The organism is Streptomyces sp. MZ04, assembly GCF_004684775.1.
In the GTDB taxonomy this organism is placed as follows: Bacteria; Actinomycetota; Actinomycetes; order Streptomycetales; family Streptomycetaceae; genus Streptomyces.
In genome coordinates this window covers 1-20,504 of the sequence record NZ_SRIC01000093.1, presented here as the reverse complement: position 1 = coordinate 20,504, position 20,504 = coordinate 1, and the positions used below count along the sequence as shown (strand labels likewise).

Annotated in this window: 19 protein-coding genes; 14 read left to right on the top strand and 5 right to left on the bottom strand. The window is 70.4% G+C overall.

What is annotated here, in order from left to right:
* Positions 1-80 precede the first annotated feature (80 nt).
* From E2651_RS20480 to E2651_RS20460, 5 genes are all read left to right on the top strand, one after another.
* Entirely contained in the window at positions 81-1,520 is a 1,440-nt protein-coding gene (locus E2651_RS20480) for a gamma-aminobutyraldehyde dehydrogenase (protein WP_135332625.1), read from the top strand.
* Positions 1,521-1,691: 171 nt separating this feature from the next.
* A complete protein-coding gene (locus E2651_RS20475; RefSeq protein WP_135332624.1) occupies positions 1,692-4,295 on the top strand; it encodes an MXAN_6230/SCO0854 family RING domain-containing protein in 2,604 nt (867 codons plus the stop codon).
* 106 nt (positions 4,296-4,401) lie between these two features.
* Entirely contained in the window at positions 4,402-5,565 is a 1,164-nt protein-coding gene (locus E2651_RS20470; RefSeq protein ID WP_135332623.1) for a spermidine/putrescine ABC transporter substrate-binding protein, read from the top strand.
* Between the two features lie 242 nt (positions 5,566-5,807).
* Positions 5,808-6,620, top strand: a complete 813-nt coding sequence (locus E2651_RS20465; RefSeq protein WP_209446200.1) for a hypothetical protein — start codon at positions 5,808-5,810, stop codon at positions 6,618-6,620.
* Positions 6,617-7,291, top strand: a complete 675-nt coding sequence (locus tag E2651_RS20460; RefSeq protein ID WP_135332621.1) for a class F sortase — start codon at positions 6,617-6,619, stop codon at positions 7,289-7,291. The genes E2651_RS20465 and E2651_RS20460 overlap by 4 nt, the downstream gene beginning before the upstream one ends.
* Before the next feature lie 217 nt (positions 7,292-7,508).
* Here the strand turns inward: E2651_RS20460 and E2651_RS20455 are convergent, their stop codons facing one another.
* Positions 7,509-8,009, bottom strand: coding sequence for a hypothetical protein (locus E2651_RS20455; protein ID WP_135332620.1), 501 nt, complete (start codon positions 8,007-8,009; stop codon positions 7,509-7,511).
* Entirely contained in the window at positions 8,006-8,371 is a 366-nt protein-coding gene (locus tag E2651_RS20450) for a helix-turn-helix domain-containing protein (protein WP_135332619.1), read from the bottom strand. The genes E2651_RS20455 and E2651_RS20450 overlap by 4 nt, the downstream gene beginning before the upstream one ends.
* Positions 8,372-8,448: 77 nt before the next feature.
* Between E2651_RS20450 and E2651_RS20445 the strand changes: the two genes are divergently transcribed.
* Entirely contained in the window at positions 8,449-9,093 is a 645-nt protein-coding gene (locus tag E2651_RS20445) for an NAD(P)-binding domain-containing protein (protein ID WP_135332618.1), read from the top strand.
* Positions 9,094-9,112: 19 nt separating this feature from the next.
* Here E2651_RS20445 and E2651_RS20440 read toward each other — a convergent pair whose 3' ends face one another.
* Both E2651_RS20440 and E2651_RS20435 read right to left on the bottom strand, forming a co-directional pair.
* A complete protein-coding gene (locus tag E2651_RS20440; protein WP_135332617.1) occupies positions 9,113-9,799 on the bottom strand; it encodes a glycerophosphodiester phosphodiesterase in 687 nt (228 codons plus the stop codon).
* Positions 9,800-9,832: 33 nt separating this feature from the next.
* Positions 9,833-10,894 (bottom strand): adenosine deaminase, encoded by a 1,062-nt coding sequence (locus E2651_RS20435; protein ID WP_167828844.1) that lies wholly within the window; start codon positions 10,892-10,894, stop codon positions 9,833-9,835.
* 291 nt (positions 10,895-11,185) lie between these two features.
* On the opposite strand from E2651_RS20435, the gene E2651_RS45960 reads away from it, so the two are divergent.
* A complete protein-coding gene (locus E2651_RS45960) occupies positions 11,186-11,833 on the top strand; it encodes a DUF4190 domain-containing protein (RefSeq protein WP_280922800.1) in 648 nt (215 codons plus the stop codon).
* A 47-nt stretch (positions 11,834-11,880) separates the two neighbouring features.
* Here the strand turns inward: E2651_RS45960 and E2651_RS20425 are convergent, their stop codons facing one another.
* Positions 11,881-12,438 (bottom strand): NADAR family protein, encoded by a 558-nt coding sequence (locus tag E2651_RS20425; RefSeq protein WP_135332615.1) that lies wholly within the window; start codon positions 12,436-12,438, stop codon positions 11,881-11,883.
* Positions 12,439-12,646: 208 nt separating this feature from the next.
* Here E2651_RS20425 and E2651_RS20420 point away from each other — a divergent pair, with 208 nt between their 5' ends.
* The 7 genes from E2651_RS20420 to E2651_RS20390 form a co-directional block, all read left to right on the top strand.
* Positions 12,647-14,149: a gamma-aminobutyraldehyde dehydrogenase gene (locus tag E2651_RS20420; RefSeq protein ID WP_135332614.1), complete on the top strand. Its 1,503-nt coding sequence runs from the start codon at positions 12,647-12,649 to the stop codon at positions 14,147-14,149.
* 55 nt (positions 14,150-14,204) lie between these two features.
* Positions 14,205-15,449: a spermidine/putrescine ABC transporter substrate-binding protein gene (locus E2651_RS20415; RefSeq protein WP_135332613.1), complete on the top strand. Its 1,245-nt coding sequence runs from the start codon at positions 14,205-14,207 to the stop codon at positions 15,447-15,449.
* A gap of 64 nt (positions 15,450-15,513) precedes the next feature.
* Positions 15,514-16,674, top strand: coding sequence for an ABC transporter ATP-binding protein (locus E2651_RS20410; RefSeq protein ID WP_135332612.1), 1,161 nt, complete (start codon positions 15,514-15,516; stop codon positions 16,672-16,674).
* Complete coding sequence (locus E2651_RS20405) at positions 16,671-17,600, top strand: ABC transporter permease (protein ID WP_135332611.1); 930 nt, start codon at positions 16,671-16,673, stop codon at positions 17,598-17,600. The genes E2651_RS20410 and E2651_RS20405 overlap by 4 nt, the downstream gene beginning before the upstream one ends.
* Complete coding sequence (locus tag E2651_RS20400) at positions 17,600-18,403, top strand: ABC transporter permease (protein ID WP_135332610.1); 804 nt, start codon at positions 17,600-17,602, stop codon at positions 18,401-18,403. Before E2651_RS20405 ends, E2651_RS20400 begins: the two co-directional genes overlap by 1 nt.
* Positions 18,404-18,443: 40 nt before the next feature.
* The gene (locus E2651_RS20395) at positions 18,444-19,862 is read left to right on the top strand and encodes an FAD-dependent oxidoreductase (protein WP_135332609.1); all 1,419 of its coding nucleotides are present in this window, start codon (positions 18,444-18,446) and stop codon (positions 19,860-19,862) included.
* A 179-nt stretch (positions 19,863-20,041) separates the two neighbouring features.
* On the top strand, positions 20,042-20,504 hold a 463-nt coding region (locus E2651_RS20390), incomplete at its 3' end, for a hypothetical protein (RefSeq protein ID WP_135332608.1).

The following is a 20,504-nucleotide window of genomic DNA, read 5'->3' as shown; positions in this document are numbered from 1 at the left end:
GCGCCGGGTATGTTGAAAACGTCGCTGGAGCGGCTAGGGTGGGAGTCTCATCCAATGGACATCTGACTGGAGGGCCGGAAGTGACCACCGAGCTGCGCCGTCTGCGTAACTACATCAACGGCGAATTCCGGGACGCCGCCGACGGCCGGACCACCGAGGTGGTCAACCCCGCCACCGGCGAGTCCTACGCCACCGCGCCGCTGTCGGCACAGGCCGACGTCGACGCCGCCATGGAGGCGGCCGCCGCCGCGTTCCCCGCCTGGCGTGACCTGACGCCCGCCGAGCGCCAGAAGGCCCTGCTGAAGATCGCCGACGCGTTCGAGGAGCGCGCCGAGGAGCTCATCGCGGCCGAGGTCGAGAACACGGGCAAGCCGATCGGACTCACGCGGTCCGAGGAGATCCCGCCCATGGTCGACCAGATCCGCTTCTTCGCGGGCGCGGCCCGGATGCTCGAGGGCCGCGCGGCCGGCGAGTACATGGAGGGTCTGACCTCCATCATCCGCCGCGAGCCGATCGGCGTCTGCGCGCAGGTCGCACCGTGGAACTACCCGATGATGATGGGCGTCTGGAAGTTCGCCCCGGCGCTCGCCGCGGGCAACACCGTCGTCCTCAAGCCCTCGGACACGACCCCCGCGTCGACCGTCCTGATGGCCGAGATCATCGGCTCGATCGTCCCCAAGGGCGTCTTCAACGTCGTCTGCGGCGACCGTGACACGGGCCGCGCGATGGTCGAGCACCACACCCCGGCCATGGCCTCCATCACCGGCTCCGTGCGCGCCGGCATGCAGGTCGCCGAGTCCGCCTCCAAGGACCTCAAGCGGGTCCACCTGGAGCTGGGCGGCAAGGCGCCGGTCGTCGTCTTCGAGGACGCCGACATCGCCAAGGCCGTCGAGGACATCTCGGTGGCGGGCTTCTTCAACGCGGGCCAGGACTGTACGGCCGCCACGCGCGTGCTCGTCCACGAGTCCATCCACGACGAGTTCGTGACGGCGCTGGCCAAGGCCGCCGCCGACACGAAGACCGGCCAGCCGGACGACGAGGACGTGCTCTTCGGCCCGCTCAACAACGCCAACCAGCTGAAGCAGGTCACCGGCTTCATCGACCGTCTTCCGGCGCACGCCAAGGTCGAGGCGGGCGGTCAGCGGGTCGGCGAGAAGGGCTACTTCTACGCCCCGACCGTCGTCTCCGGCCTCAAGCAGGACGACGAGATCATCCAGAACGAGGTCTTCGGCCCGGTCATCACCGTCCAGTCCTTCACGGACGAGGCGCAGGCCGTGTCGTACGCCAACGGCGTGGACTACGCCCTGGCCTCCTCGGTCTGGACGCAGAACCACGCGCGCGCCATGCGCATGGCCAAGGTCCTCGACTTCGGCTGCGTCTGGATCAACACGCACATCCCGCTGGTCGCGGAGATGCCGCACGGCGGCTTCAAGAAGTCCGGCTACGGCAAGGACCTCTCGGCGTACGGCTTCGACGACTACACGCGCATCAAGCACGTGATGACGTCGATCGAGGGCTAAAGCCCTTCGGCCTTGGGCTAATTGGGATGCCCGGCCCCGCCGCCCCCGCGTACCGTCAGGTACGCGGGGGCGGCTCCGTTGTGTGCTTCCTTCTTTTCCTCTTCTGCAAAAAGATCCGTAGCGCACGCACTCTCCGCCCCCGCTCTTCCTGTACTACGGGGGTGTGACCTGATGACGGCGACAACGACCGACGATCTCGCGGGGCTGCTGCTGCGCCGTCGGCAGAGTGTGTACGTTCCCGAAGGCGCCGGACGGTCCGCCGTGAGCGACGCCGCGGTCGTCGTCCTCGAAGCCGAACTCGCCGACCGCGGGCACCTGTTGACCGCCCCGCTGCGCCGCGCGCTGACCGCGCTGGCCGCCGAGGACCTCGCCGTGACCGGGCGGGGGCTGCTCGCCGATGTCGACGCCCTGATGGGCTCCGACCGCCACCACGCCCCGCTGCTGCGACGGTTCCCCGACGAGATTCCCTACCAGCACGCGTACGACCGCTTCACCGCGACCGTCCTCGCTCACCTCGCCGCCCAGCCGCACCAGCCCTGCATGAACTGCGCGGGCACCAAGGCCCGGGTGCGCGCGCTCGTGCCCTGCGCGCATCTGCTGTGCGACGACTGCCACCGGAAGATGGTGGACTGGGGCTGCTGCGAGGACTGCTGCGTCTGGTACGGCTGCCCGATCTGCGAGCAGCGTTACGAGACGGACGGGCCCACCGACCCCTGGATCGACACCGGGGCAGGCCTCGGCGGTGACGGCGGCGAGATCCTGCGGGCGTTGCGTCTTGGTGCGCCGGGCGACGCCTCCGCCGAACTCGCCGCGCTGCTCGCCCGCCGTACGCCCCTCAACCCCCAGGACCACGACGACCTGGTCCTGCTCCTCGGACACCTGGACGCGGCCGACGCCGCCGACTGGCTCCCGGCCGCCATCCCGCTGCGCGAGAGCAAGGCACTCGCCCTCGCGCCGCTGCTCGACCTCCCCGATGTGCGGCCACTGGTCGCGCGGTACGCCGACACCGCCACCGATGTGCTGCGCATTCTTGTCGTACGTTCCGGAGGCGACCCCGACCTGCTCGAACTGCCGTGCCTGCGGGGGCTTTCGCGGCCCGTGCGACGTGAACTCCTCGCCCTGCTCGGCCGGTTCGACTTCCGGCGGCTCGCCGAGGACATGGCCCGCAACCCGCGGGCCTGGAAGCGGGTCGGTGAAATCCTGCACCCCTTCGAGGGCGCCCACCGGCACGCGCGCGTGGCGCTCGCCTTCGCGGTCCTGCGCGGGACCCGCATCGGCGACGGCGTGCTCGGCGAGACGCTGCTCGCCGAGGCCGCCCGGCACGAGGACGTCCGGCTCGAAGGCGACCGGCTGCGCGTCGTCACCTGGCAGGGGCGTGTCGAGGATGCGCTCGGCCGCTGGGACACCGAGGCCGCCGCCGGACTCCTTCGCGAGCGCCCCGGTGAACTCCTGCGCCGCCTGGACCTGTTGCTGGCCCGGTCGGGCTCGGTGACGCTCCCGGAGGCGGTGGGCGAGGCGCTCGCCGACGCCCTGCCGCGCACGGCTCCCGGACCGCTGCTCGGCGCGTACGGCCGGATGAAGGTCCGTTCCGTGCCCGGACACCGCCGCGTCTTCTTCCCGCGCGGGCGGGTCACCAAGGCGTACGCGGTCGAGGACCACCGGCCGCCGCTGCCCGCCCGAGTGGCGGGCCGGGCCGGTGAGCTGATCGAGGCGGAGGCCGTGCGGCGGCTCGCGGCGCGCGAGGGGGAGCGGTACGACCTGGCCGTCCTGGACGCCTCGCTCACCGACCTGCCGGTGCCGTTCGCCGAGCGCGCCTCGGCCGCCTCGCTGGTCGCGGTGCCGCGCGGCAGCTCGCTGCCCCTGCCCGCGGACAGCGAGACCGTGCGGCTCTTCCTGCACTGGCTGCAGCCCAAGGGCGTGCGCGTCGACCTCGACCTGTCCGTCGCGCTCTACGACGACCTGTGGCGCTTCATCGGCCTGTGCGACTACACGCAGCTGCAGTACGCGGGCGGCGCCGCCCGGCACTCCGGGGACCTGACCTCGGCGCCCGCCCCGCACGGCGCCACCGAGTACCTGGACCTCGACCTGCCGCGCCTGGCGAACGCGGGGGTGCGGTTCGTGGTGCCCGCGGTCCTCTCGTACAACGACGTGCCCTTCGACGAACTGCCGGACGCCTTCGCGGGGTTCATGGCGGTGGAGGGCAAGGGGCGGGCGACGTACGACCCGCGCACCGTCCGGCAGCGCTTCGACCTCGCGGGCGACGCGACGCTGCGCGTGCCGATGATCGTCGACCTGCGGACACGCCGCGCGTGGTGGGCCGACGTCACCCTCGCCACCGCCGGCGGCAGCCACGACGTGTGGCGGTACAAGCGGCAGCTCGGGCACATCGGCAACGACCTGCTCGACACGTTCCAGCCGCGCGGCCGGGCCACCCTGTGGGACCTGGCCTGCTGGACCGCCGCCGCCCGCACCGACGGTGACGTGTACGTGCGCGGCCGCGGTCACGTCCTGTGGGGCTACCGCCGTGCCGAGGACGAGCCGCGCGCCGACTTCGCGCTGCGCGTCCGCGACGGCTGGGAGCCCGATGCGCTGATCGCCGAGCCGGAGCTCAGCGGCCGCCGCGCCCTCCTCGCCCTTCTGTACGGCGAGTTGGCGGGCGCGGAGGATGCCGCGTCCGGCACCGTGTACCGCCTCTACCCAGGCCCGGTCGACGCCGCGCCGCTGGAGCGGATCACGGCGGGGGACCTGGCGGGGTGGCTGGAGCCGGCCCAGTGATCGACAGGGTGTCGCTTCCCGACCGCTCGGGTCGACGCAGCGTCCATTGCTTGTACAGGGCAGGCAAGCGCATGCTGCCGGGGTGCGAGCGAACCCCGTAACCTCCGTGTCCCGCCGGTCCCTGCTGCGCGCCCTTGGCGGTGGTGCCGCGATCGGCGCGCTCGCGGGGTGCGGTGTGCCGGCCGCGTACATCGGCCCCGGCGAGCGGGGAGCGCCCGACCGGTCGCGGCAGGACATGAAGCTGACCTTCGCCAACTGGCCGCTCTACATCGACACCGACGACGATGACGCGGCGAAGCGGCCCACGCTCGACGCCTTCGAGGAGCGGACCGGCATCGACGTCCGCTACACGGAGGAGATCAACGACAACGACGAGTTCTTCGGCAAGATCAGCCCGTCCCTGATGAACCACCAGGAGACGGGCCGCGATCTCATCGTCATCAGCGACTGGATGTGCGCCCGCTTCGTGCGCTTGGGATGGGTCCAGGAGATGGACCGGAGCAAGCAGCCGAACGTCACCAAGTACCTCGACCCGCTGCTGCGTTCGCCCAGCTTCGACCCGGGACGCAAGCACACGGTGCCCTGGCAGTCCGGCATCACCGGCATCGCGTACAACAAGCGCAAGGTCGGCCGCGAGATCAAGCAGGTGTCCGATCTGTGGGCCGACGACCTCAAGGGCAAGGTCACGCTGCTCTCCGGGCTCGACGAGTCGTTCGCGCTCCTGATGCAGGGCGACGGCGTCGACATCGCGAAGTGGAAGGCGGACGACTTCCACCGCGTGTGCGACAGGGTGGAGAAGCTGGTGGCGGCGAAGCACATCCGCCGCTTCACCGGCAACGACTACATCAAGGACCTCTCCAGCGGCGACGTCCTGGCCTGTCAGGCCTACAGCGGTGACGTCATCCAGCTCCAGGCGGACGACCCGGACATCGAGTTCGTCGTCCCCGACGAGGGCGCGGAGCTGTGGGCCGAGTCCCTGATGATCCCCAACCTGGCGGGCCACAAGCGGAACGCGGAGCGGCTCGTCGACCACTACTACGAGCCCGAGGTGGCGGCGGAGCTGGCCGCCTGGGTCAACTACGTCTGCCCCGTCCCGGCGGCCCGCGACATCCTCGCCTCCTCCAAGGACAAGGAACTCGCTGCCCTCGCCGAGGACCCGCTGATCTTCCCGGACGACGCGATGCGGGGGCGGCTCGCGATCGCGCGGGACATCACGTCTGAGGAGCGGACGGAGTTCGCCAAGCGGTGGAACGCCATCGCCGGGCTGTAGCTCGCTTTCAACATCCGAGGGATCACTTTGAACACCCGAGAGTCTCGTTGCGTTTCATAGGTAACTGCATGGCGCGCAACCAGAGGCCGACGGCATCTGCTCACCTTCCGTCTGTCAACTGCCCTGCAGGCAAGGGGAGTTGATGCCCGAATGGCGTTCGTTGGATCGCTCGGGCATCGCCAGGAATTCCGTACGACATGCGGCCTTCCCGACCTTTCGGGTGCCGCGGAAATGGAATGAACGTGATGCCCAAGCGGACCGGCCTTCTCGCGGCGCTCGCCGCTCTGCCCGTCACCCTTCTCACCGTGGCCGTCTCGTCCCCGGTGTTCGCGGCGGACCCTCCGGCCTACCAGATCGACCTGGAGCAGCTGAACGGCTCCGGCTCCAAGGGAACGGCCCTCCTGAGCCTGCGCGGCAATGCGCTGACCGTGTGGATCAAGTCCGAGGGCCTGGTACCCGGCCAGCCCTCGGCACAGCACCTGCACGGATCCACCGACGGGCACGACTTCCAGTGCCCGGACGGCAGCGCCGACACCAACGGCGACGGCATCCTCGACAACACCGAGGCCACCGTCCACTACGGCGACATCAACATCTCGCTGACCGAATCCGGGGGCACCGACGCGGGCAGCGGCCTCGCCGTGGACCGGATGCCGGTGGCCGACGGGCAGGGCAAGATCTCCTACAAGCGGACCATCACCGTGGGGCAGGACGTGGTGGACCACATCAAGGACCTGCACATCGTGCAGCACGGCGTCGACCGCAACGGCAACGACAAGTACGACTTCGAGGGCGCCGGCAAGAGCGAACTCGACCCGAAGCTTCCCCAGGAGGCCACCGCTCCGACCAACTGCGGTGTGGTCAAGGGCGCGGCCGTCGGATCCGTCCCCGTCGGCGGGGTCGAGACCGGGGGCGGCGACGCGGGCGGCATGTCCCAGGGTGTGGTGATCGGCGGTGCCGGGGCGGCGTCGGCGGCGGCCGCCGGAGTGTTGCTTCTCGCGCGTCGGCGGATGGTGGCCGTTGCCGCGGCCGCGAAGACCGGGGGTACCGCGTGAGCCGCTCGGTCCGCTGGGTGTGGGCCCGCTTCCGGCATGGCTCCGCCGCTGTGGTCGCCGCCGTCGCGGCGGCCCTGCTGCTCAGCGCATGCGGGGGCCAGGACACGGCTGCCTCGCAGGCGCCCCCGCCGGCCCGGAACGCGGAGCGGGGCGGCACGGCGGGCGGCCGGACACCGGCGACGGGGTCGGAGTCGGGCGGCCGGTCGGTCACGGTCCTGGACCGGTCGGTGCCACAGAGGGTCGCCATCCCCTCCCTGGGCGTGTCCAGTGAGCTGGAGACGCTGGGGCAGAACGGGAAAGGGGCGATGACGACGCCGAAGAACCCCGACCTGGCGGGCTGGTACGAACCGGGCCCCACCCCCGGCTCCCGGGGCCCGGCGGTGATCGCCGGACACGTGACCTGGAACGGCGCGGACGCGGTCTTCAAGAAGCTGAAGACGATGAAGGCAGGAGACACCGTCGAGGTGACACGCCAGGACGGGAAGACGGCCACGTTCACGGTGGACCGCGTCGAGGAGTACCCGAAGAAGGAATTCCCCACCCTGGAGGTGTACAAGAACATCGACTACGCGGGGCTCCGCCTGATCACCTGCGGCGGCGACTTCGACGCGGACCGGCACTACTACCCCAACAACGTCACGGTGTTCGCGAGGATGACGGGGGTCGCGTAGCGGGACGGGGCCCCGCCGACGGCGGCCTCGGCGAGGCCACGATGACCCTCCGCACGCAGCGCGGTCCGGCAACCGCATCGCCCTGATGATCCGGGGCGAGGCCTCCTCCAGCGGGCAGTTGAAGGCCGGCCCGATCGCCGCGGAGCCCAACGGGCCCTCGCCGCCACGCCACTTGGCCGCCACAGCCGATCTCCTTCCGCCGGCGCCGTCGACGGGCTCAGACCTCGGCCCACGTGGCGGTCAGGTCCGCACAGCGCACCGTGATCGTCGCATCGGTCAGCTCGATCTCGTGCACGATGCCTGCCTCGCCTTCCTCGCCTTCCCCGCCCTCCCCGCCCTCCCCGCTCGGCAGGACTTCGTCCAGCAGTACGGTGATCGACTCCATCCAGTCGATCGACGATTCGTAGTCGACCGAGAAGTGCGTGACGCCGGTGTACTGGATGCGCAGCCCGCCGGCGTGTTTCCACGGGTTGGGCCGGAAGGCGATCGACGCCGTGCCGGACCCGCCCCTGGTGGTGGTGGGCAGTCGGATGTCCGCGAGTTCCAGGTCTTTGACACAGCGCTCACTGGCGTACGCGTAGTGCCCGACGGCGGACGCGAAGGCCCGGGCGCCTTCAGGAAGGGCGTCCCGCAGCTCCGGGAGGACCGCGAGGTAGTCGGTTGCGTCGGTCCGGAAGCCGTGCAGCTCCCGGTCCCACTCGACGTTCACGTACTTCATCCGCGGGATCCCTTCAGATCGGCTCGCTCCTGCGCCGCCATCACCTCGTCGCCGTGGTCGAAGGCCCATGCGCCGAAGGCCTCGACCGGGGCGAGCAACGTACGGCCCAGGGCGGTGAGTTCGTACTCGACGCGGGGCGGGGACTCGGCGTACGACCGGCGGGAGACCAGGCCGTTGTACTCCAGGCGGCGCAGGGTCTCGGTGAGGATCTTGGGGCTGATGCCGCCGATGCGGGCACGCAGGTCGCCGGGGCGGCGCGGGCCTTGCCGCAGGGCCCACAGGACCACGGCGTTCCAGGTGTTGGAGAGCAGATCGAAGGCGAGCCGGGCCCGGCAGTCGGCGAGCAGATCGTCGTTCGTCACGTACCGAATGGTGCCTGAGGGTCTTCCTACTGTCGTCCTGTGCCCCGGAGTTCGGGGATACGGGAGAGGGGATCGGCATGAGGATTGGTGTCATCGGTACGGGCAACATGGCCGACGCGCTCGGCGCGCACTGGGTGCGGGCGGGGCACGACGTGGTGATCGGCGGGCGGGACGCGGGCCGTGCGGCCGCGCTCGCGGCGCGGATCGGGGCGGCGGGACACGGGACGCCGCGCACGGCGGCCGAGTTCGGGGATGTGGTGCTGCTCGCCGTGCCCCATGAGGTGGGGGCCGCCATCGTGCGAGGGCTGCAAGAGGCTCTGCGCGGGCGGGTGTTGGTCGACTGCTCGAACGCGGTCGGTCCGGGCTTCGCCCTGCTCACCGAGGGCGGGCCCGGGGCCGCCCGGCTGCTCACCGACGCGGCGCCCGGGGCCCGTGTCGTCAAGGCGTTCAACCTCTGCCATGAGGGCGTGTGGCGGATGGACCCGCCGGTCTTCGACGGCAGGGCGCTCGCGGTTCCGGTGTGCGGGGACGACGAGGGCGCGCTGGATGTCGTACGGGAGCTGGTGAAGGACGTCGGCTGTGAGCCCTTCGCCGCCGGTGGGCTCGACCGGGCGGGGCTTCTCGAGGCGACGGCCGCGCTGTTGATAGGGCTGTGGGTGGGGGAGGGCCTGGACGCGCAGGCGATCGCGCCGCCGCTCGCGTACGCGGCCGGAGCGCGGTGACGCGGCGGGCCGCCCGCCGTCAGGCGTTCGCCGCGAGCAGCCCGTGCAGCACGTCGATGCGGTTCGTGGTGATCGAGTCGACACCGATGTCGATCAGACGGCGCATCGAGCGTTTCGTGTCCGGCGTCCAGGCCGAGACGAGGAATCCCTGTCGCTGCACCTCGACGGTCAGGTCGCGGTCGAGCAGCGCGAAGCGGTAGTTGAGCCAGCGCGGCTTGATCGCGTCGAGCACGGCGCGGCGGGGCGGGGCGAGGCTCGTCCAGGTCAGGGCGATCTCGGCGGCGGGATCCGCGGCGCGCACCTCGAGCATGGTCCGGGCGCCCGCGCAGTAGTACGCGCGCTCCGCCGCCCCGCAGTCGGCGATGGCGCCGACGACCGTGCGCACGGTCTCGGGCGTCGCACCCGGCAGATCCACCATCAGCCGGTGGCCTTCGGTCGCCTCGACGGCCTCTTCGAGGGTGGGTACGCCGTACCCGGTGAGGCCGCGCACCTCGGCGGCGGAGAGCGCGGACAGCGGGCGTTCGTGGTCCCACAGGCGCTTGAGCGTCGCGTCGTGCAGCAGGACGGGGACGCCGTCACGGCTGACGCGGACGTCGATCTCCACCGCGTCCGCGCCCCGTTCGAGCGCGGAGCGCAGGGACGGGAGGGTGTTCTCGCGGACGCGGTAGGGATCGCCTCGGTGGGCCACGGCTGTCACGGTGCGCATGGGCCCATTGTGGTGCCGCCCTGTGGTTCCGTCCTACGGAGCGAGCCAGCTCTCCGTGTACGTGTCGATCTCCGCGGTGATCCTCGACTTGCCCGCCGGGTCGAGGAACGACGCCTCGACGGCGTTCTTGGCCAGGGCCGCGATGCCCCGTTCGTCGAGGCCGAGGAGGCGGGCGGCGACCGCGTACTCGTTGTTCAGGTCGGTGCCGAACATGGGCGGGTCGTCGGAGTTGATGGTGACCGGGACCCCGGCGGCGACGAACTCCTTGATGGGGTGCTCGTCGAGGTCGGTGACGGCGCGGGTCGCGATGTTCGACGTCGGGCAGACCTCGAGCGGGATGCCGTGCTCGGCGAGGTGGGCGAGCAGCTTCGGGTCCTGGGCGGCGCTCGTGCCGTGGCCGATGCGCTCGGCGCGCAGGTCGGTGAGGGCGTCCCAGATGGTCTGCGGGCCCGTCGTCTCGCCGGCGTGCGGCACGGAGCGCAGGCCCGCCGCGATCGCGGCGTCGAAGTGCGGCTTGAACTGCGGCCTGGGCACGCCGACCTCGGGGCCGCCGAGCCCGAACGACACCAGGCCTTCGGGGCGCAGCTTGTCGTCGGTCGCGAGCCGCAGCGTCTCGTCGGCGGCCTCCAGGCCCGCCTCGCCGGGAATGTCGAAGCACCAGCGCAGTACGACGCCGAGCTCGTCCTCGGCGGACTTGCGGGCGTCCTCGATGGCGTCCATGAAGGCGCGGTCGTCGATGCCGCGGCGCACGGAACTGAAGGGGGTGAGGGTCAGCTCGGCGTAGCGGATGTTCTGCCGGGCCATGTCGCGGGCGACTTCGTAGGTCAGCAGGCGTACGTCGTCCGGGGTGCGGACCAGGTCCACGACCGACAGGTAGACCTGGATGAAGTGCGCGAAGTCCGTGAACGTGAAGTAGTCGGCGAGCGCCTCCACGTCCGTCGGCACCTTGGAGTCGGGGTGGCGGGCGGAGAGCGCGGAGACGATGCGGGGGGACGCCGAGCCGACGTGGTGCACATGCAGTTCCGCCTTGGGCAGTCCGGCGATGAAGGCATGCGGGTCGCGTCGCTGCTCTGCTGCGGTGCGCGGTTCGGTCACGGTTTCCTCCCCAGGAACGGGCTTGATCGGCTGATCGGTGGGTCGCGGAACATCGTAGGCGGCGGGATTCCGGTGGTGGGCGGGCGGCTGCCGGGCGGTGCGGGGGCCGTAGCATGACGGAACGTACGAAAGAGGTGACTCGCCATGTCCCAGTCGGAGGGGCCGGTGCCGGGCGCTGGCGCTGAGCCTGAGCGGGATCCGTGGGCGCCGCCGCCGGAGGACGCGCCGCGAGGGGCCGCGGGGTCACCGGGAGCCGCGCAGTCACCGGGAGCTCCGGGGGCGCCGGTTCCGTTGGAGAAGCGGGATCCGTGGGCGCCGCCCGAGGAGGTGCCGCCCGGTGCGGGGCGGGCGTCGGGGTGGTCGGCACCCTCCGTGCACGATCAGTCGACGATCGCCGCGGGCGGGCCCTTCGCGCCGCCTGCGCCGCCGGCTGCCGGGGCGGGGGAGCCGGTGCCGCCGCCTCCGATCGGGCCCGAGGGGCCGGGGCAGGTGCCGTACGGGTACCCCGGCTATCCGGGGTACGAGGGAGTGCCCGGAGCGCAGGCGTACGCCGGTCCGCAGGGCTACCCCGGTTATCCGGGGTACCAGGGCGGCCCGCCCGGATACGGCTGGCCCGCCATGCCGATGGCTCCCGCCAACGGGATGGGCGTGACCTCGCTCGTCCTCGGGATCATCGCGGCCGTCGGCTTCTGTCTGTGGCCCCTGGCGATCGTCCTCGGCATCCTCGCGATCATCTTCGGGGCCATCGGACGCGGCAGGGCGAGGCGGGGGCAGGCGACGAATCCCGGGCAGGCGCTGGCCGGGATCATCTGCGGGATCACCGGGATCGTGCTGGGCGTGGGGCTGCTCGTGGCGCTGATCGTCATCCCGGACGACGCGTTCGAGGACGGGGCCTCGGGGGACGGCAGCCATGCGGTGACGGTGGCCGCCAACCGCTGACCTCGACCGCCCCCCCGATTACCCCGCGGTCACCGCATACCCCGCGGTCACCGCAAGCGGTCCCGCGCCTCCATCAAGGCGAACCCCAGCAGATTCGGCCCCCGCCACTTCTCCGGGTCCTGGATCCGCTCGTCGTCGGCCGCCAGGCCCACCCCCCAGATGCGGTCCATCGGACTCGCCTCCACCAGCACCCGCGAACCCGTACCCACCAGGAACGCGCGGAGCTCGTCCGTCGACGCGAACTTGTGGACGCTGCCCTCGACCACGATCCCGAAGCGCTCCCGCTCCCATATCGCCTCGTCGAAGCCCCGCACCAGGCGCCCCGCCTTCTTCGCCTCGGCCGGCGTCCGCGAGGCGAGGACCGCGCGCTCCGCCTCCGCGTCCTCGAACAGCCGGGCCTTGGCGGCCATCATCCAGTGCTCGGCCGTCCCGTACGCCACGCCGTCCACGGTGAACGGCGCGAGCCACCACTGGCTCAGGCAGCTGGAGCCCAGCGTCCCGTCCCTGCGCGGGGTGTGCCCCCAGAAATGGAGGTACTTCATCCGCCCTTCGTCGCCCTTCCGCAACGCCGCGACCAGCGCCTCCACCGAGTCGATCTTCGTCATGCATGCGAGTCTGGCACGCACCACTGACACTCCGTCCTGGGTTTTCCAGGACGGCTCGACACCTGGTCGACAGATTCCGTCGCGTAACCAAAAGGAAACAACGGAATCACTTGTTGGAGCATCAGTGCTCTGCCAGGATCGGCACTCAAATCGATCTGGAGCTACGCCGACCCCTGCGGGACGGGGGGCGACGGCGGAGGAGAGCGTCATGCACAACTTCCAGGCGCAGGACCACTTCGCGGAAGGCGCGCAGTACATCGCCGGACGGCTGACCGAGGGCACGTCGGGGAGAACCCAGGCGGTCGTCGACCCGGCCACCGGCGACACGGTCCACACGTACGAGCTCGCGGGCGAGAAGGACGTCGACGCCGCGGTCGCCGCCGCCGCGCACGCCTTCCCCGAGTGGGCGGGCGCCACGCCCGGCGAGCGCTCCGACGCCCTGCACCGCTTCGCCGCCGTCCTGGCCGACCGCGCCGAGGAGTTCGCGCAGGCCGAGTCGCTCCAGTGCGGCAAGCCGATCAAGCTGAGCCGGGAGTTCGACGTCCCCGGGACCGTCGACAACGCCGCGTTCTTCGCGGGCGCGGCACGGCATCTCCAGGGGCAGTCGGCCGGTGAGTACTCCGGCGACCACACCTCGTACGTCCGGCGCGAGCCCATCGGCGTCGTCGGCTCCATCGCGCCCTGGAACTACCCCCTCCAGATGGCCGCCTGGAAGGTCCTTCCGGCCATCGCCGCCGGTAACACCATCGTCCTCAAGCCCGCCGAGCTGACCCCCTTCACCTCGCTCCTCTTCGCGCAGGCCGCCACCGAGGCGGGCATCCCCGACGGTGTCGTCAACATCGTCAGCGGAGCCGGGCGGGACGCCGGAGAGCGGCTCGTGGGCCACCCCGATGTCGCCATGACCTCCTTCACCGGGTCCACCGGCGTCGGCAAGCGCGTCGCCGAGATCGCCACCGCGACCGTGAAGCGGCTGCACCTGGAGCTCGGCGGCAAGGCGCCCTTCGTGGTCTTCGACGACGCCGATCTCGACGCCGCCGTGCACGGCGCGGTGGCCGGCGCACTCATCAACACCGGGCAGGACTGCACCGCCGCCACGCGCGCGTACGTGCAGCGCCCGCTGTACGACGCCTTCGTAGAGGGCGTCGCCGAGCTCATGGAGACCGTGCGGCTCGGCGACCCGTTCGACCCGAACACCGACCTCGGGCCGCTCATCTCGCACGTCCACCGCGACCGCGTCGCCGGTTTCGTCGACCGGGCCCGCTCCTACGCGCGCGTGGTCACCGGCGGCGGGGCGCTCGCCCACCCCGGCGCCTTCTACAAGCCCACCCTCATCGCCGACGCCGCGCAGGACAGCGAGATCGTGCAGTCCGAGATCTTCGGTCCTGTCCTCGTGGTGCTGCCCTTCGACTCCGACGACGAGGGCATCCGGCTCGCCAACGACACCCCCTACGGCCTCGCCGCCTCCGCCTGGAGCCGCGACGTCTTCCGCGCCAACCGCGCGACCCGCGAGATCAAGGCGGGCTGCGTCTGGGTCAACGACCACATCCCGATCCTCAGCGAGATGCCGCACGGCGGATACAAGGCATCGGGCTACGGAAAGGACATGTCCGCCTACTCCTTCGAGGAGTACACGCAGGTCAAGCACGTCATGTTCGACAACACCGCGGTGGTCCGCAAGGACTGGCACCGCACGATCTTCGGGGACCGATAGTCGACAGGCCGCCCGACCAGCGGCCCCACACCCTCCCGAAAGGGCAACCAAGCGCATGGAGCAGTACGAGCCCGAACGCCTGTCCCCGGCCCAACTGGCCGCCATGCAGCGCAGCTTCAGGAACGGCAGGGCATCTCTCACCCGTCGGTCCCTGCTGCGCGCCGGTACCGGCGGCGCGTTCGCCATCGGCGGGCTCGGGGGACTCAGTGCCTGCGGGATCCCCGCGGCGAGCAAGAGCCAGGGCGAAGTCTCGTCCGAGGACCACTCGGCCAAGGAGAAGCAGATCGTCTTCTCCAACTGGACCGAGTACATGGACGTCGACGACGACGAGAACCGCCCCACCCTGGACGCGTTCACCAAGCGCACCGGGATCAAGGTCAAGTACACCGAGGACATCAACGACAACGTCGAGTTCTTCGGGAAGATCAAGCCGCAGCTCGCGGCGGGCCAGGACACCGGACGCGACCTCATCTGCGTCACGGACTGGCTCGCCGCCAGGCTCATCCGCTTCGGGTGGGTCCAGAAACTGGACCCGGCGAACCTGCCCCACGCGTACGCCAACCTGTCGTCCCAGTTCCGCAACCCGGACTGGGACCCGGGGCGCGCGTACTCGTACCCCTGGACCGGCATCTCCACGGTCATCGCGTACAACAAGAAGGCGACCGACGGCGAAGAGATCACCTCGGTGTCGCAGCTCCTGGACAACCCGAAGCTCAAGGGCCGCGTCGGCTTCCTCTCCGAGATGCGCGACTCCGTCGGCATGACGCTCATCGACATGGGCAAGGACCCGGGGAAGTTCACCGACGACGACTTCGACGCGGCGATCGCCCGCCTCCAGAAGGCCGTCGACAACAAGCAGATCCGCCGCTTCACGGGCAACGACTACACATCGGACCTGGACAAGGGCGACCTCGCCGCGTGTCTGGCCTGGGCCGGTGACATCGTCCAGCTCAAGGCCGACAACCCGGACATCGCCTTCCACATCCCGGACGCCGGCTACATCACGTCCACGGACAACCTCCTCGTCCCGAACAAGGCGCGCCACAAGCGCAACGCGGAACGGCTCATCGACTACTACTACGAGCCCGAGCCCGCCGCCCGCCTCGCCGCGTACATCAACTACGTCTGCCCCGTCGACGGCGTACGCCCCGAGCTCGCGAAGCTCGACAAGGACGCGGCGAACAACACGCTGATCCTCCCGGACAAGGAGATGGCGGCGAAGTCCCGCGGCTTCCGCTCGCTGACGCCGAAGGAAGAGATGGCGTACGAGGAGAAGTTCGCGAAGCTCACCGGCTCGTGATCGGTTCCTGAGCAGCGCCCCCCTGTAGTCCCCTCGACTCTCCCCTCGACCCCCTGGACGCACCATGACGACTGCTACAGAACACGGCGGCGACGTCCGCCTGACCGGGATCAGCAAGACCTACGGCTCCTTCGCCGCCGTACAGCCGCTGGACCTGACCGTGCCGCAGGGCTCCTTCTTCGCGCTCCTCGGCGCATCCGGCTGTGGCAAGACCACGACGCTCCGCATGATCGCGGGACTCGAGGAGCCCACATCGGGCACCGTTCACCTCGGCGACCAGGACGTCACGGCACTGCCGCCCTACAAGCGGCCCGTCAACACCGTCTTCCAGTCGTACGCCCTCTTCCCGCACCTGGACATCTTCGAGAACGTCGCCTTTGGCCTGCGCCGCCGCGGCATCAAGTCCGTGAAGAAGCAGGTCGGCGAGATGCTCGACCTCGTCCAGCTCGGCGAGCAGGCCCGCAAGAAGCCGCACCAGCTCTCCGGCGGCCAGCAGCAGCGCGTCGCCGTCGCCCGCGCCCTGATCAACCACCCCAAGGTGCTGCTCCTCGACGAGCCGCTCGGCGCGCTCGACCTCAAGCTGCGCCGCCAGATGCAGCTCGAACTCAAGCGCATCCAGACCGAGGTGGGCATCACCTTCGTGCACGTCACGCACGACCAGGAGGAGGCCATGACGATGGCCGACCAGGTCGCGGTGATGAACGCGGGCCGCGTCGAACAGCTCGGCGCCCCCGCCGACCTCTACGAGAACCCGGGCACCACCTTCGTCGCCAACTTCCTCGGCACGTCCAACTTCATAGAGGCCGAGATCGCCGGACGCAGCGGCGACGACCTCACCCTGAAGGCGGGCGACGGCAAGCTCACGCTGCCGGCCGCGCGATGTTCGGCCTCCACGGCCACGGGCGGCAAGGTCCTGCTCGGCGTACGCCCGGAGAAGATCTCCCTCACGCACGCCGACGCGGCGGGGGAGGTTCCCGATGGGCGCAACCGCATCACGGGCCGCATCGCCGACAGCAGCTTCATCGGCGTCTCCACGCAGTACGTCGTCGACAGCCCCCTCTGCGACTCCTTCGAGGTGTACGCGCAGAACATCGAGCGCGACACCCGCCTCGTGCCCGGCACCGAGGTCGTCCTGCACTGGAACCCCGCGCACACCTTCGGCCTGGACGCCGCCCAGGACATCGAGGCGGGCGTCGAGAAGGTCGAGGAGGACGCCTCCGCATGACGACCACCCTCACCGAAGCGCCCCCGGAGAAAGAGCCCGAGGCGGCGCCCCGCAAGATCCGCAAACGCGGCCGCCTCGTCCCCTACTGGCTGCTGCTCCCCGGCATCCTCTGGCTCGTCGTCTTCTTCGCGCTGCCGCTGGTCTACCAGGCCTCGACATCCGTCCAGACGGGCTCCCTGGAAGACGGCTTCAAGGTCACCTGGCACTTCGCCACCTACTGGGACGCCCTGAACGACTACTGGCCGCAGTTCCTGCGCTCGGTCATGTACGCGGGCGCCGCCACGATCCTGTGCCTGCTGCTCGGCTACCCGCTCGCGTATCTGATCGCGTTCCGCGCGGGCCGCTGGCGCAACCTCATCCTCGTACTCGTCATCGCGCCGTTCTTCACCAGCTTCCTCATCCGTACGCTGGCCTGGAAGACGATCCTCGCGGACGGCGGGCCCGTGGTGGGCGCGCTGAACTCGCTGCACTTCCTGGACGTCACCAGCTGGCTGGGCGTCACGGAGGGCGACCGGGTCCTTGCCACACCCCTCGCGGTGATCTGCGGACTCACGTACAACTTCCTGCCGTTCATGATCCTGCCGCTCTACACGTCCCTCGAGCGCATCGACGGGCGGCTTCACGAGGCGGCGGGCGACCTCTACGCCAGGCCGTCCACCACCTTCCGCAAGGTGACCTTCCCGCTCTCCATGCCGGGTGTCGTCTCCGGGACGCTGCTCACCTTCATTCCGGCGGCCGGCGACTACGTCAACGCGGATCTGCTCGGCTCCACCGACACCCGCATGGTCGGAAACGTCATCCAGACGCAATTCCTGCGCATTCTGGACTACCCGACGGCCGCGGCACTCTCCTTCATCCTCATGGCGGCGATCCTGGTCATGGTCACCGTCTACATCCGTAAGTCCGGGACGGAGGATCTCGTCTGATGGCTGCCTTCTTCCGCTGGCTCCGCGGCAAATTCGTCGTCATCGCGGGTCTGCTCACGCTCGCGTATCTGCTGCTCCCGAACATCGTCGTGACGGTGTTCTCCTTCAACAATCCGGCCGGGCGCTTCAATTACTCCTGGCAGGAGTTCTCGCTCGACGCCTGGAAGGATCCGTGCGGTGTCGCCGACATGTGCGGCTCGCTCTCGCTGAGCCTGCAGATCGCCGCGTGGGCGACGATCGGCGCGACGCTGCTCGGCACGATGATCGCCTTCGCGCTCGTCCGCTACCGCTTCCGGGCGCGCGGCGCGGTGAGCTCGCTGATCTTCCTGCCGATGGCGATGCCCGAGGTCGTCATGGCCGCCTCGCTGCTCACGCTCTTCCTCAACATGGGCGCGCAGCTCGGCTTCTGGACGATTCTCATCGCCCACATCATGTTCTGCCTCAGCTTCGTGGTGACCGCCGTCAAGGCGCGCGTCATGTCGATGGACCCCCGCCTGGAACAGGCCGCGCAGGACCTTTACGCGGGTCCCGTGCAGACCTTCGTCCGGGTCACGCTGCCCATCGCCGCACCGGGCATCGCGGCGGGCGCGCTGCTCGCCTTCGCGCTCTCCTTCGACGACTTCATCATCACGAACTTCAACGCGGGCTCCACCGTGACCTTCCCCATGTTCGTCTGGGGATCGGCACAGCGGGGCACGCCCGTTCAGATCAATGTGATCGGTACGGCGATGTTCCTCGTCGCGGTACTGCTCGTACTCGCCGGAATGCTCATCGGCAAGCGCCGCAACAAGCAATCCGCGTAACCGCACAGCAGCAACTGAGAATTCTGAAGGAGTGGAAATCATGGCCCCAAGCGCCATGACCCGTTGGACCAAGTCTCTTTCCGACGCCCAGCCGGTGTCCTACTGGCTGGACGACCCGGGCAAGCCGGCCGCGCGGCCCGCCCTCACCGCCGACGAGCAGTGCGACCTGCTCGTCGTCGGTGGCGGCTACAGCGGACTGTGGACCGCGCTCATCGCCAAGGAGCGCGACCCGCACCGCGAGGTGGTCCTGCTCGAGGGCCGCGAGGCGGGCTGGGCCGCCTCCGGCCGCAACGGCGGCTTCTGCGCCGCCTCCCTCACCCACGGCATCTCCAACGGCCTGTCCCGCTGGCCCGGCGAGATCGCGAAACTGGAGGAGCTCGGCGCGCGCAACCTCGACGAGATCGAGGCGGCCGTCAAGCGCTACTCCATCGACTGCGACTTCGAACGCACCGGTGAGATCGACGTGGCGACGCAGCCGCACCAGCTCGCCGAACTCCACGAGATGTACGGGGAGATGGCGGAGCACGGCCTCGCGGACGGGTCCGAACTCCTGGACGCGGACGCGGTGCGCGGGCACGTCGACTCGCCCACCTTCCTCGGCGGCCTCTGGGACCGCGACGGCGTCGCGATGCTCCACCCGGCGAAGCTGGCCTGGGGCCTCAAGCGGGCCTGCCTGGAGAAGGGCGTACGCATCTACGAGCACACGCCCGCGCTCCAACTCGCCTCGTCCGGCGCGGGGATGGCCGTCCGCACGCCCTACGGCCGGGTCCGTGCCCGGCAGGTCGCGCTCGCCACGAACATCTTCCCGTCGCTGGTCAAGCGCCTGCGGTCGTACACGGTCCCGGTCTACGACTACGCGCTGATGACCGAACCGCTGAGCGAGGAGCAGCTGGCGGCCATCGGCTGGAAGAACCGCCAGGGCCTGGGCGACAGCGCCAACCAGTTCCACTACTTCCGGCTCTCCGCCGACAACCGCATCCTGTGGGGCGGCTACGACGCGATCTACCCCTTCGGCGGCAAGCTGCGCGCCGAGCACGACGACCGCCCCGAGACGTACGCGAAGCTGGCGGGCCACTTCTTCACCTGCTTCCCGCAGTTGGAGGGCCTGCGCTTCACGCACGCGTGGGGCGGAGCGATCGACACCTGCTCCCGCTTCTCGGCGTTCTTCGGCACGGCCCACGCGGGACGCGTCGCGTACGCGGCGGGCTACACCGGGCTCGGTGTCGGGGCCACCCGCTTCGGTGCCGACGTCATGCTTGACCTGCTCTCGGGCGAGCGCACGGAACGCACCTCCCTGGAGATGGTCCGCACGAAGCCGCTGCCGTTCCCGCCCGAGCCGTTCGCGTGGACGGGCGTCGCGCTGACCAAGTGGTCCCTGGCCCGCGCCGACGAGAACGGCGGCAGGCGCAATCTGTGGCTGAAGACGATGGACAAGCTGGGCCTCGGCTTCGACAGCTGAGCGGCGTCCGGGGCGGGGTGGCGTCCGGGGCGGGGCGTGATCAACCGGCGTACGCCCCGCAGGCCGCCGCGCCCCGCTTCACTACCAACCGGTAGCCGGAACCCGCGTAATGCTCCGCTCCCGGACCCCTCTTCCCTGTGACACGCACAGCTGTTGCACAGGAAGAGGGAGGTCGCATGATGACTGGCTCCGGGACGAAGTCGGCGGTCGAGTGGCTGGTGTCGGTGGCGCCGGATCCGGAGGCCTGCCGCTGGGAATGGGAGCGCAATCCCCTCGGGGTCGCGCTGTTGCCGGCGGGCAGGCTCTGGGACGTACTCATCCTGCCCGGCGACCTCGGCTACCCCACGCTCGACGTGCTCACCCGCTGCATCGACCGCCCAGGGCCCGTGCTCGCCGACTTCGGCGACGCCCGCATGGGGTTCTTCGTCCCGGCGGGCACGGTCGCCCGCTGGATCGGTACGGGCATCCGCGGTGCGGGCCGCGGCACCTGGATCGTCGTGCCCTATCCGGGGCGGGCCTCCGGCGCGGCGCGCTGGCTGATCCCGCCGGACGGCTCGGGCACGCTGACGGATCCGGCGCTGCTGGAACTCGCGATGCATGAGGCGGCGGCGGGGCTTGCTCGGGAGGGGATGGAGCCGGGGG